This window comes from Sphingobacterium sp. N143, from assembly GCF_030325625.1.
In the GTDB taxonomy this organism is placed as follows: Bacteria; Bacteroidota; Bacteroidia; order Sphingobacteriales; family Sphingobacteriaceae; genus Sphingobacterium.
Genome location: NZ_JACAIS010000008.1, coordinates 16,636 through 30,331, shown reverse-complemented (window position 1 = coordinate 30,331; position 13,696 = coordinate 16,636). Strand labels below are relative to the sequence as shown.

The 13,696-nt window shown below is 42.8% G+C and carries 11 protein-coding genes; 2 read left to right on the top strand and 9 right to left on the bottom strand.

The window, feature by feature from the left end; genetic code table 11:
* Window positions 1-19 precede the first annotated feature (19 nt).
* Window positions 20-643, top strand: a complete 624-nt coding sequence (locus HX021_RS15355; RefSeq protein ID WP_286591342.1) for an NTP transferase domain-containing protein — start codon at window positions 20-22, stop codon at window positions 641-643.
* Here HX021_RS15355 and HX021_RS15350 read toward each other — a convergent pair.
* The 4 genes from HX021_RS15350 to HX021_RS15335 form a co-directional block, all read right to left on the bottom strand.
* Window positions 631-3,033 carry an FdhF/YdeP family oxidoreductase gene (locus HX021_RS15350; protein ID WP_286591341.1) on the bottom strand — a complete coding sequence of 801 codons (2,403 nt, stop codon included), beginning with the start codon at window positions 3,031-3,033 and terminating at the stop codon, window positions 631-633. The two genes, HX021_RS15355 and HX021_RS15350, sit on opposite strands and share 13 nt — an antisense overlap.
* Window positions 3,034-3,076: 43 nt before the next feature.
* Complete coding sequence (locus tag HX021_RS15345; protein WP_286591340.1) at window positions 3,077-3,427, bottom strand: DUF7009 family protein; 351 nt, start codon at window positions 3,425-3,427, stop codon at window positions 3,077-3,079.
* 38 nt (window positions 3,428-3,465) lie between these two features.
* Window positions 3,466-4,350: a formate dehydrogenase accessory sulfurtransferase FdhD gene (gene fdhD / locus HX021_RS15340; RefSeq protein ID WP_286591339.1), complete on the bottom strand. Its 885-nt coding sequence runs from the start codon at window positions 4,348-4,350 to the stop codon at window positions 3,466-3,468.
* Between the two features lie 99 nt (window positions 4,351-4,449).
* A complete protein-coding gene (locus HX021_RS15335) occupies window positions 4,450-6,165 on the bottom strand; it encodes a M14 family metallopeptidase (RefSeq protein WP_286591338.1) in 1,716 nt (571 codons plus the stop codon).
* Between the two features lie 264 nt (window positions 6,166-6,429).
* Between HX021_RS15335 and HX021_RS15330 the strand changes: the two genes are divergently transcribed.
* Window positions 6,430-7,011: a hypothetical protein gene (locus HX021_RS15330; RefSeq protein ID WP_286591337.1), complete on the top strand. Its 582-nt coding sequence runs from the start codon at window positions 6,430-6,432 to the stop codon at window positions 7,009-7,011.
* Window positions 7,012-7,120: 109 nt separating this feature from the next.
* Here HX021_RS15330 and HX021_RS15325 read toward each other — a convergent pair whose 3' ends face one another.
* The 5 genes from HX021_RS15325 to HX021_RS15305 all read right to left on the bottom strand — a co-directional run bounded on the left by HX021_RS15325 (window position 7,121) and on the right by HX021_RS15305 (window position 13,688).
* A complete protein-coding gene (locus HX021_RS15325; protein ID WP_286591336.1) occupies window positions 7,121-7,993 on the bottom strand; it encodes a phosphodiester glycosidase family protein in 873 nt (290 codons plus the stop codon).
* A gap of 118 nt (window positions 7,994-8,111) precedes the next feature.
* Window positions 8,112-9,260, bottom strand: coding sequence for a YdcF family protein (locus HX021_RS15320; protein ID WP_286591335.1), 1,149 nt, complete (start codon window positions 9,258-9,260; stop codon window positions 8,112-8,114).
* Window positions 9,257-10,957: a right-handed parallel beta-helix repeat-containing protein gene (locus HX021_RS15315; RefSeq protein ID WP_286591334.1), complete on the bottom strand. Its 1,701-nt coding sequence runs from the start codon at window positions 10,955-10,957 to the stop codon at window positions 9,257-9,259. The genes HX021_RS15320 and HX021_RS15315 overlap by 4 nt, the downstream gene beginning before the upstream one ends.
* Window positions 10,958-10,981: 24 nt before the next feature.
* Window positions 10,982-11,905, bottom strand: a complete 924-nt coding sequence (locus tag HX021_RS15310; RefSeq protein WP_286591333.1) for a sugar phosphate isomerase/epimerase family protein — start codon at window positions 11,903-11,905, stop codon at window positions 10,982-10,984.
* Between the two features lies 1 nt (window position 11,906).
* Window positions 11,907-13,688, bottom strand: a complete 1,782-nt coding sequence (locus HX021_RS15305; protein ID WP_286591332.1) for a RagB/SusD family nutrient uptake outer membrane protein — start codon at window positions 13,686-13,688, stop codon at window positions 11,907-11,909.
* Between the last annotated feature and the right edge of the window lie 8 nt (window positions 13,689-13,696).

Genomic DNA, 13,696 nt, shown 5'->3' with positions numbered 1-13,696 from the left:
TGCAACAACAATAAAGACTATGGTTCCCAGTGCAAACAAATACCCTAAATTAAATGGCTTGATCTTAATTGGCGGCCGGAGCAAACGGATGATGGGATTTCCTAAAGAAAGGATCGAATGGCACGGGAAACAGCAACGCTATTACTTATGTGACCTGCTCGCACCTTACTGTACTGATGTGTATATTTCCTGTCGCGAGGATCAGTGTATCGACCTTGCGCCTGGTTACGACAGCCTACCCGATATGTACCCTAATACAGGACCACTAGGAGGTATTATTACCGCATTGACCTTCCAACCGGAGCGTGCCTGGTTGGTCTTGGCCTGCGACCTTCCACTGCTCTGCAAAACCACTCTAGATCTGTTGATACAACAGCGTACACCAAAGCTTATAGCCACAGCTTTCAAAAGTCCCATAGACGGTCTGCCCGAGCCATTGTTCGCTATTTGGGAACCCCACAGCTACCCTTTCATTTTGGAGCAAATGACCCAACAGGGACAAAAGTCACCCCGGCAGATCCTCCTAACACATCAGATCCATCTCCTCGACCCTCCAGATAGAGACAGTCTGGTCAACGTCAACACTCCTACTGATGCAGATAGGGCAAAGACTCTCCTTCTCACAAGAAATCAGGGTCGTTGAAGCCTACTTCGACAGAGCATTTCATCCACCTTTTTATACACTTCCGGATCATGTTTCTTGATCTTGATCTTAACATATTTTGAGGCCGGCATATTACTTTCTTTCACAATGTTATTGACCGACACCAATACATTCGTTTCCGGGAAGTAGGTAACAGCATTCTTCTCAGGGATCTCGTAGGGAACAATAATAAACAAGGGGGCTATTCGCTCGATACCATCATCATAGTTGTAAAGGTCGACTTTTTCACCACTTCTGAACCCGGCACAACCGATATCCTTTTGGTTCATGAAAACGACCCGTCTTTCGTTCTTTACCCCGCGATAGCGGTCATCCAGCCCATAGATAGTGGTATTGAACTGATCGTGGGTCCGGGTGGTAGCCATCATATATTCATCTTCTTCCAGATAATTTTCAGGTATCTCAGTCAATGTAAAAGGGGCACGGCCACCAAATTGCTCAGCAAAAGACTGTTCATCCCGTGCGGCATTCGGCAAGTAAAACCCTTCTTTCTGGCGCACCCTGACGTTATAGTTTTCAAAGCCGGGAATACAGTGTTCGATGGCATCACGCACTGCATCATAGCTATCGTGATAACGCTGCCAATCGACGACGGATCTTTCGCCCAAAGTCGCCATTGCCATACGGCAGACAATCTGTGTTTCGTTGATCAGATTCTTCGATACAGCATCCAATACTCCTTTAGAAGACTGCACCACCCCCATGGAATTTTCAGTACTGACGATCTGTACTTTACCATTAACAATATCTTTATCACTTCGGCCGTAGGTAGGTAAGATCAATGCCTCTTTGCCATGGATCAGGTGTCCGCGATTTAGTTTTGTGGATACACAGACCAACATATGGAGCTTACGCAGAGCATTAGCCGTAAAAGTCGTATCGGGGGTAGCTGATAAGAAGTTGCCGCCCATACAGAACAAGAATTTCACTTTTTCAGCATGCATGGCCTTAATCACTCGAACGACATCGTAACCATGTGTTCGAGGTGGATCAAAGCCAAAGAACTGTTGCAGCCGGTCAAGTTGCGCTTCACTCGGCTTCTCGTCGATTAACATGGTCCTGTTACCCTGCACATTGCTATGCCCCCTGACAGGGCAAACTCCGCCGCCTTTGACGCCTATGCTACCTTTCAAAAGCAAAATGTTGAGGATCTCGCGGATCATATCGACACCATTGGGTTGTTGTGTCAATCCCATTCCCCAGCAAAAGATGATTTTATTTTTCGTGGCCAATAATTCCGCTGCCTGTTGGATATCGGCTAATGGTACCGCACTCCGCTCGCTGAGATTTTTGAGATTATATTCCGGTGCGTTGAATTGGGCCAGGAAAGCATCATATCCCGTCGTTTTTTCCGCTATAAACTTATGATTGATCACCGTACCAGGACTTTTACGTTCAAGATCCAGTAAAATCAGTTCCAACGCTTTTAAGAGAGCCATATCCCCATTGATCCTTACAGGTAGGTAAATATCCGCCAGACTTACTCCTTTACCGATGATCCCATTAATCTGCTGCGGATTGTGAAACCCCATCAAGCCAGCCTCTGGCAATGGATTTATAGCAATGATCTTAGCCCCATTTTTCTTCGCTTTTTCCAAGGCACTCATCATACGCGGAGCATTTGTTCCAGGATTATGGCCGATAATGACAATCAGTTCGCTGTCATAAAAATCAGCAAGTTTGACTGTCCCCTTCCCAATCCCTATAGTGGGTCGAAGTGCTGATCCAGAGGTCTCGTGACACATATTGGAACAGTCGGGCATATTGTTGGTTCCATATTCCTTGGCAAATAGCTGATAGATAAAAGACGCTTCATTACTGGTGCGCCCAGAGGTATAAAAGGCAGCTTCATGCGGTGATTCGAGCGTATTGAGCTGCTGGCCAATTTTCTTGAATGCATTGTCCCAACTAATAGGTTGGTAATGTGTTCCACCTGGCGGCAGATACATGGGATCTGTCAGCCGCCCCATTTTACCAATTTCGTAATCGCTGAGTTTAGCGAGTTCATATATCGAGTTATTTTTGAAAAACTCGGGCGTCACTCTCTTCGTGGTTGCCTCTTCAGCCAGAGCCTTGGCTCCATTTTCGCAATACTCGCCTAATGGAGAACGTTCGTCATCGGGATCAGGCCAGGCACAGCTGGGACAGTCAAATCCTCCTACCTGATTCATCTTGAAGAGTGCTTTGGTCCCTCTGAAAAGAGTCTTTTCCTCAATGAGGTCTGCAAATGCGGCTAATACGGCAGGTATGCCCGCCGCTGATTTTTCTACTGTTGTCAGCTTGAGATCCAGCAGCTTAAACGGATTTTCAGCCTGAGGCTGCTGTTTGATCATTGACTCCAGTTCTTCTTTTTTATTATTGTCTTCCATAACCTATGGTTTTTGAAGTAGCTCACTCGTTTTCGGCAATATGCTAACAGCTGAGGTTGGGATTAGGGTAATTGTCACTTTGGTCCTCCACTGTATTGTCGATACAGGCAAAATCTTTCTCCACCAACAGGCTGACCTGTCCAGACATTCCTTCAAATCCTATCCGATCGGTGTGGACCAACTCCTGGATCATCGTTGCCGATATTCCGATCACGATTTTGTTATCCATGAAAGAAGCAACGAGTGCAGCATTGTCTGTTTGCGCGATCTCATATATAAAAGGTTGATGGGTAAACTCAGTCCTGCCGGTCACTTTTCCAGCAGCACCCAGTTTATCAATCTCAGACTTTGTCAGACGGAGCCGCACAGAATTATCTTTGATCCTTATTTTCATCGTATTCTATTGTTTAAATTGTATTAACCATCCCAAGCTTATTCCTTATTTGCTTTTAGTCCTATGATATTGATTCGTCCCTGATGGTAGATATTGAGACGATAATTACGTACAAAACCGAATAGGGTGATATCAAACTCCTTCGCCAGGTCGATGGCCAGACTCGAGGGGGCCCCTATTGCGGCAATAATCTGTATCCCCGCCATTGCTGCTTTCTGTATCAATTCAAAGCTAGCACGACCACTCAGCAGCAGGATATGCTGCCCCAGGGGCAGCATATCTGCCGATAGTGCATACCCAATCAGCTTGTCCAGTGCATTATGACGGCCCACATCCTCACGTAGAGCGAGCAGCACGCCCTGTAGGTCAAAGATCCCCGCCGCGTGGATGCCCCCCGTTGCTGAAAAATCACGTTGCGCGGTCTGAAGCTTTGCCGGCAATTGGTACAGGACCTCCAAGGCTACCTTGTTGTTACCGTCAGGAGCTCCCTGAAAAATGCTTACCGTTTTGATCGCAGCGATGGAACTTTTGCCACAGACACCACAGCTGGAGGTCGTATAAAAATTACGGTCAAGGCTAACTATTTGAGCTACAACCTCATCAGCGAGCTGTACGAGGATAACATTTTCATTATTCCGGACACAGGCTGCTTCAACATGCTGGGCACTCCGCACCTGCTCCGATGCTCTGATCAGACCTTCGGTAAACAGAAATCCGGTTGCCAGTTCAGCATCATTGCCAGGCGTACGCATGGTAACAGCTATATTATTTATTTCGGAGATACCATTGACCCTCGTCCCTAATCTGATTTCCAAGGGTTCCTCGACGGAAATGCTGTCCATAGCTTGCTGTTGGTCCTGATCTTCCACTTTGAGGATGTCAACCTGTCTCAGGGCTCTATTTGCTAATGTATTGGATATCATAATTGCGCGCTTCAAGTCTATTAAAGATACTAATTTTTACGGCTTTATCCTATGGCTTCAATCATAAATCATATCGATCAGGCAATCACAATAGTAATATCAGTTGACTCTAAATATAGGATAAAGCAGATGAGACTTTTCATAGTAGTCCGAGTGTTTGTATACCCAATCCAACTGTGCTCTCCCATCATCTGCAAACGCAGGGTTGTTTGCCTTCTCCTTATCAAAGGCCGCTTTTAGAGCTTTGTTGTCTTTTAAAAGCTTGGCTGCAGTATCTTCGAAAACATAAGCTGAATAGTATTCTTTCTGACCCAAGATCGCATCAAAGAAATTCCAGTTAAAATAAGAGTCAATGGCTTCTGGCTCCAGAGTCTCCAACAGAAACTTCACTCCAGCTTGATCCAATGGTACCAAAAAATCACCGGCCCTAAACTGTACATATTTAGTTTCCCGGAACACTTCTGTATCGTAATGTAGATAATGCCCTTCATAAGGCCTGGTCACTGTCTTGAAATCTTTAATCCGATATTGCTCCACGGCAATTAGAGAATCTTGCTTTAGGGGAATCATTTCGATCTGATTGATCTGCAACAGATCAATCACCTTCCATTCGGATTGTGGAACCACATAATAGGTTGGAATGGTGATTTTTTTCGTTGGTGCATAGGTGTCATACAATTTGACCTGCTTTGAAAATTTAGCATTTCGATCATACCATAACCGATCTTTTGAGGACACATCACTGGCTTTGTATTTTGCTTCAAAACCCTTGAAATCAAGTTTTTCATATTTAGAGGAGTCTAGCTCCCATCCAATGGAATAGGTATTTCCGACCTTGTACTGAGCCATGTTTTCTGCTCTTTTCTGTTGGATTACCTGATAATTTTGATCGATATAATGAAGGTTATTGAGCATGTAATGATAAGTTGCTCTGACACGATCTGGATATGATTTCAACATATGTGTCTCAACTACGGTTCCAATGACATTGAACAATGAAGCGTAACCTGTCGCATATCTCGGTGAATCCATAAAAACGGGAAAACCAATATCGGGTACATCGTTGTGAATATTCACATAAGGGACAGAAATGAATCCACTTTCCTTCAGTTCTTTTAATAGTACTTTTTGCATTTCACTATTAAAATAATTTCCGAGGACTTTACCCAGACGTTCCTTATTGGTCGAAATGTAGGTAAATGTGTATTGATAATCAGCTCCATTGCTCACATGATTATCAATAAAAACATCCGGTTTTATCCATTGAAAGATCTGTTGGAAACTCCGTGAATTTTTACTATCTGTTTTGATAAAGTCCCTGTTTAGATCGTAGTTTCTGGCATTTCCGCGAAAACCATACTCCTCTGGTCCATTCTGATTGGCCCTTGAAAAACTGGCTCTGTTGAGCATACCACTTATGTTATAACTGGCAATGGCAGCAACAATGACATTTTTTGGTGATTTTATCTTCCCTATAGCCAAATCCCGCATCAGCATCATAGTCGCATCTATTCCATCAGGTTCCCCTGGGTGAATCCCATTATTGATAAATAAAACGGATTTATCCTTTCTAGATTTCTCTAACGGTTGTTCTGATGGATTGAAAATTACAACATCGATCGGCGCATTGTTATCGTCCGTCCCCTTTGTTTCATAGCTGATCGATGGATATTGCTGTGACAAGCCATTATAAAAGGCACGCATCTGATCAAAAGTAGTAGTCTGATTGCCATTCCCCCGTTCGTAAGGGGTCAGTTGCTGTGCGTAACCTATGCTGAAGGCTAACAAAAAGAATAGCATTGGAAGCTGTTTCATAAGATGAATTTAAAATCCTAATTTACGATAAACTTGTTCAAAGTTGAATAGGATATTCCTGAAATTGATACAAAGATGATCCTATCATAATCAACGAACAATCGTTCGCTACAGCCCTTGAGGTACCAGTATTTAATACTGAATTAAGGCTTCCTTTAAATTAGATTCGATTCAAATTGTCATTCATCCACAATGGAAGTACCAAAATAGCGTTTTTAGAATTATCTTCGGGATATCGGGTAAATGATAGACAGTATAATGAATATGGAAAAAATTAAGACTTTTCAACAATATGAGCTAAACAGGGTAAGAAAGCATTGGAAAGAGAACAGCCTTGAGTTTGAAAAGTTTGGACGGTCTACCAATATACAAGACTACTCAGACAGGGAACTCAATGAAATGATCCTAGGAATTTATCGGGACAGCACACATCTTCGCGTTGATGATGGCTACTTTATTGATGTCTCCAATGTAACAAAAGCCAGCTGCACATTGATTGAAGTCTCTTATTCGAAAAGAATAAAACCGGCACCGGCTTCAGCCATCAAACTGAAGGATATCCGCAATTTTTATATCCGAGATTACTTCTTGGAGACAGACAGGGAATTTTCCAGCTCCAATACACATTGTATCACAGCTTATCTGAAGAGAATAGGCGCCATCAACTTGGGCAAAGGAAAGTTCACCCAGCTTTACTCTATACCCAATGACTTCAAAACATTCTACAAGAAAGCTCCTGCAGATCTTTTCTATCCGATTCAACGTTATATCAATGGTTTATTTTTTGATGAGGATTATTATATTTCGAATTTTGAGGTTCTAACCAAGCTGACTATAATTGAGTAAAATTATCTCTCATTTATCCACACAAATCATCCAATACGGAATAAAACCTTTTGTAATAACAGTCATCTCAATAGATGACTGTTTAAATTATCAACCGGTACTATAGCTCTTATTTTACAGTAAATACCGTTGCGACAGCCCGTTCGCCTTCGTGGTCAAATTTTCCATTGTCTGACGGATAGTTGACAATACCTTCACCTCGCACCCAAGCTGTGGATGAACCGCCACCATCAAAATTTAATGCCGAAGTACAGCCCAAAGCTGCCATAATCTCTCCTAGCTGAGGTATCGTCACCCCCTGTGATTGGGATGAACGGCCATCAATAACGGCCACAATGAGCTTATTGTCTTTGGTAAGGCCCACAGCAGTACGAGGGTGTCGACTATTATTGAAATCCACATTCAGTTGTTCCAACACCTTGCCATCTTGTATCAACAGAGGTCCACCGGCCAGTGCAGCTGTGGAACTCAAATTGTTCCAACCAGCAACGGGTTTGGGAACAATCTGATAGGTTTGTCCTGTAAAGGTAAATGCGCCATTCTCGCGGTAACTATTAAAACCATTCACCGTTTGGTTAACTATCTGACCATCATATCTAAAAAACACAGTAGATCCTCCGGTACTGGTATTGAAATAGCTTCCATTGAACGCCACTGAGGCATTTTGTGCCGTGGCCGCCTCGCTCGTCTTCAGAAATCCCGTCTTCACATAGGGAATCTCAATCTTCAAACCTTTCTTCAGATCAATCTCGAATACATTGACATATTGCTTGGATTCAAATATACGGGGAAATTGATAGTATTTCCAGACAATGCCATCTGCAACATTCTTGGTATTCCAGTTTGTCGTACCAATGAGCTCAGCGAGATCTTCATCATGACTGATGCTGTAATCATAGGGTAGCTGGGTACCCCCTTCATTTTTCTTGCATGAAATGACAAACAAGAACAGGAATATACTATATATAAAATTGCGTTTCATTTGTGAATAATTATTTTTACGTATACTTATCTCAATCTGATAGATGAATATTTTGCATCTATTTCATGCATGTATCCCCTCGTCATTTCCGTATTCTGTCAGATCGAACTAATTATCATTACTTTATTTCACCGATCCATTTTAATTTTAATGGAGTAGCTTTTCCAATTGTTTTCTGATTTATAACACATTCTGCGGATTCCATATTCCGATAAAATATGACTTTATCAGCCTCAGGTTGTAATCTTGCCGCACTGACATTGCCCTTACCCCAGGCATAAGGCCAGTTGATAAAATATTGATCCGGTGAGGTTTCCTGCATATATCGAAATCGTTGTCCCTTCTTCTCTGCCAATAGCATCTTTTCATTTCCCATAAGGACAAGCTTATTGTCCTGTATATATCCAGTATTAAAATTCCGCCAGTTTAAGGTATCAGGCAATAGCAGCCATTCGTTTACGGGCTGATCTTGTAATACCTTAAAATCTTTTTTCGAAACTTTATGGCAGCGACCATCGAACAGGATATACCATGCGGTTATATCGTCAATAAATAAGGGTGGATTAAACTCCGATCTACCTTCCAAAAATGGGAATCGCTGCTGTACTGATGTAACGCTATAGGTGTTATTAGCAACATCTGTAGCATAGATAATATCTTGAGTAAGATAATATAAAGTATCTTTTTTTGTCCATACGGCTTCAGGTGTTAGCCAGGTTCCTTTGAGAGTAAAAAGGTGATTGTCCGCATAGCCATTAAATATAGCAGCATAATCAAGGCGATCTTCCGGTTTGGGTTGGATGGTTCCTTCGATAAAAAACCTTGCTATCACTCCATCGTATTTTTCCAGCCGGGCAGCGACAGAAATCGCGTGCCAATGGTCCGAAACCACATAAACTGTATCTCCTGGCAAGATAATACGCTGACCATCTTTATCCTTCAATCGTCTGCTGAAAATATAATTCTGTACAGTCGTTTTGGAATTTTCTTCCTTGAAGATCAAGTGCATTGGCACACCTTTTCCCTTCAATTGCAATGCCATAGCTGAGGCTTCACAGATCTTGGATCCATGAGCACCACATCCGCCAGAAACAATGATAGCATCCATCGGTCGTGTCCTGTATAGCTGGGCAGCAACATTTACCCGACGTGTCAGCACATCAGGATTTGCAGAGCCCAGCAACAACAAGATATTTTTATGCTCATTAGCCCAACTGTTGCCCCAGAAAAGAAAGGAAAGAATAAATAAACAGCTTAACTTTTTCATCTTATTTCCTCTTTTGCACCCATCCAGTTAGAAGAGCGCGGATTATTGTTGATATCATTTTGAATACGGTTGTCCAATACAGGATTGTATTTTTTAGCTAGTTCCAGAAACTCAGTTGATGCTAGGCCATAACTCATCGCCGGATTGTCATTTCCTACAGGTAAATAAGCTTGATTCAGCATCGTCGCAGGCTCAAAGGATATTTTTGGAATGATGGTACCATCAGCACCATACACAGATTTGCTTGCTACAGAATGCTGTATCAACGGTAGAATGGTCGTATTATCTGAATAAGCATCCACATCAGTGGAACTGCCTGCCTGTGTATTACCTGATATGATTGAATTGATTAGCGTTAAGTTGTTCACATTGCTACGACGGTATATTCCTCCTCCAGGTCCAACAACATGATTCCCTGTAATAGTGGAACTTATCACATCTGCTTTACAGTTGTCATACAACATCAGTCCACCGCCACCATTAGGTGAGCTGCTTGAGTTGTTGGCAAACAGACAGTTTACAAAAATCCCTTTGGACCTTTCACGAAGATAAACTCCTGCCCCATACGAGGTGTTTGCATTGCCAATAACCTCACAATTATAAAGCGTGATATCCGAATTTGGATAGGCATGGACACCCCCAGCAGTGCCTTTAGCACTGTTGTGATTAAATTGGCTATCATAGGCGGTCAATGAACCATCGGCAATCCATAGCCCACCACCGTTATTATTGCTATTGGTGTTGTTGCTCACACGACAATTTTCCATAGTTATCTGAGCGCCTGAGAAAGCATACACACCTGCGGCAAAGCCTGCAGTTCCTTTGTCTGCCGTAGCTTTATTTTCGACCACATCCACATTTTTAAGTGCAACTCTGGCGGTCGCGATCAACATCCCTCCACCTTGGCCACGGCTGAACTTGATATTATTGATCGTTGTACTGGTACTTCGATCAGTCGCGTTACCCCCGATAATTGTAATGTTCTCGAGTGAAACTTTATTCTCAGGATCTAAGGTGGCCGTCACAGTGACAGTATGAAAGGCCGATTTTCCACTAGACAGTTTACCATCAAAAATAGTTTTATACTGTGCTGGGTCAGGCTGATCTCCAGGCTTGGCGTTGGCAGCATAACCGCCAATCAAACGAATATTTTTCGAGATTTCTATCGTTTTATCAGACTCCTCGTTCACATCGCCGTTGCGGATGGTCTTGAGAGGAACATAAGTTCCTTCTGTCAGATAAATGGTACTACCTGTCGATGCTTTTTCAAGCGCCAGGTCGAGATTGGCAACAGTACTCCATGAACTGCCATCACCTTTGCCCGCAGGAGCAACATAAAAGACGGGAACTTTTCCAGATTCCTGTAGTATTAAAATTTCCTGCGATAGATTATCGTTCACCTTGAGCAGCAAGGTCGCTGAACGCTCATCGTCGGAGTTTTTCGAAACAGAAAATTTGATCTTATTTTTCCCTTTGGGATAGATCGTACTATCGAGTTTGATCCAGTCCATATCGGCACTTACTGAGATTATTTCGTTTGACAGGACATTCAGCTGATAGGTATCGGCCCTACTGCCTACCTCCATATAATCCTGATCAATGAGCAATCGCTGCCCGCTTTCGATCTTATCTTTTTTACAACTCTGTATGCCCAAAATGAGGAAAAGAGCCATAAGGATATATAACGATTTTTTCATTGAAATCTATGTTGTTAAAACCTACTAATTCTTTTGTATATTATAATTCTGCTGCAGCTGACGATAGCATGCCATCAGCTGTTCTGTAGTTTCATAATGACATTCAAACATGAATACACCCTTATACTGTATTTTTTCAAGGGTAGCCAATATTTTGTTCCAATCGTTCTGGCCTTTTCCATTACAGGGTAAGTAGTGGCTTTCTTTTGTCCCATCACCATCGGCCACATGTAGGGTCTTGACACGCGTTCCAAAAGCTAGAAGCAGCTTTTCGGGATGCGCAATATGGTTCATATCCACCGCTATCCCCACCATTTTTGGAAATCGTGCGAACAGTTCCTGACACTCTTCCACTGTCCGCAGCAAGGGACGTTCACGCTCTCCCACCATTAATGCAGGACCTAACATATTTTCGATCACGAGCTGTAACCCAGCTTTAGAGACTTTGGTATACAATTCCTGCACCGAACGAACCAATTGATCTTTCCGTTCACTGCGTTTATTGGGTTCGAGATAATAAGAAGGATGAAACAGAATAACTTGGGGATCAAGTCGTCGAAGTCCCTGCAGCAACTGTAAATGCATACGGATTACCTGTTTCCGCGTTTCTTCGTCCAAAGTAGAAATATCTATCTTGGATGAGAAAGGCATGTGGACAGACCATACTTTTATCTGCGCATTTTTCAGAATAAGTGCCAAAGAATCGCATTTTCGAATCCAATCAGTTTCCGTAATTTTTAATGTGAGATCTGCATTGACAAAGCTACCCAATCCAGCTATCTCGATATAGTCCATACCAGCCTGTTTGTCGATCCTTAGTTTTTCCAGGTCAATTTTTTTGATGTCGAGTGAGTAGCCAACAGCATAATTAGCCTGCCTATCGGATTTTTGGCAAAAGCTATATATCGGTATCAAACAACAGCAGAGGATATAAATAAGTCTTTTCATGTTATTTGTATAATTTTTCCCATTCAGGGTTTTGTTTCAGATTTGGGTTCAACTGGAGATCCTCAATTGGAATCGGTGCATAGTAATCACGTTTTTCATCAAACTTGCCTCGCTGATAGAATGGGTCCAGAGAACCTTTGCTGGCATTTTGCGTATTAGTAACAGGATCCCAAAGTGTACGCTGGTTAATATTAATCAATGAGGTCACTGTACTCGGAGCCCCTGAGCTATTGCCAGTATGTACGTACACATCCGCTTTACCATCTCCAGTAAAATCATAAGCACCTGTCCCTGGGAAATAGACGCCAACGATAGGCTGATTCAGTTTGAGTCCAGCTTTCCAGCGCATCAGATCATCCCAGCGTTGTCCTTCGTTGAATAGTTCAATCCTTCTTTCACGACGTATCTCCAAAATAATTCCTCTAAATGCACCACCACTGACATTGGGGTACATTGCCTGCAGATAAGGATCAGGATTGGCATTTGCCTCCGTTAAGGACAAGGCAGGCATACCAGCACGAGTCCGCAATTTATTGATGGTCAGGTCGATATCGTTTTGGCCAAGTGTCCCCAATTCAGCTTTAGCCTCGGCATTGATCAACAATGCTTCTGCATAACGAAATAGGATGACATCAAAATAGGATGCCGACACTCCCCATTGCAATTTATCAGGTAAGGCTTTGATCAAACGGTACCCAGTCGTTGTGATCGTCAGGTTGACGGGTTCATTTGCATTTTCTCCATTCACACGAAAATCAGGGCCAGCCGTTGTCTGGGTAAGTCTTGGATCCCTATTCTGCATTTCCTGATAATATGCCATAGTCTTATAGTCTGCTTTATCTGTAAAGCGGCTTCCATCCTTCATCAGATAGCTGTTTATCATATCCTTGGCAATACCATAAGAACCCGAAGTCGCTGAAGTAAAGGAGTACCCCAGGCCATGGACCCGCATCCCCAATTCAAAATCAATGGCGAGAATCGTCTCTACCTGATCTTGGTTGTCCCGGGCAAACAATCCTCGGTAGGCCTGCTCTGCCCCGCCCTGTGTATAGAGGGTATAAGCTCCAGAATTCATCAATTCGGACGATGCAGCAGCAGCTACATTCAGAAAATTCTCATACCCAGCGATATTGTGGTATTTTCTAAATGTACCTTCAAAGAGGGCCACTCTTGCTTTGAGCAGAAGTGCCGTATATCTAGTAATTAGATTAAGCTGTTTTTCTGCTGGGATATTCTGGATCGCGTAATCAAGGTCAGCCATGACGGAATCCATTACTTGCTGTCTTGAATCCCTTGCTTTGAAAAGATCTTCATCCTTTGCTGTCAATACCTTTCCATACCAAGGTACATCACCAAAGGCCTTCACCTTATCGTAATAAAAGTATGCCCTAAAAAATCGAGCTATACCACTGTATTTTTTTTGTGCGGTCTCATCCGGAACCTTATGGTAGTTGGCTAGGAAATAGTTGATCTTCCGCAGCTGACTCCAGGACCAACCTCCTGAGCCACTTCCTACGGGAACAGTGCGGTTTCCTTTGATCCGATCGGCAACTGTAAGCGGGATCATATTATCCGAATTACCATCATCTGTATACCAGGATTCACTGGGCAAAAAGGTATAGAAATCATTGGTTGCAACTTCTAAATCTTTGGCCGTATTGAAAAAATATGGTGCTTCGACCTGATCTTCCGAAGGACGGTCCAAATAGTCTTTTTGACAGCCCACTAAGGACATCATCACTATGAGGCCAAGCAATTTATATGTGTGTGTTGTAAGTTTCATTATCATTT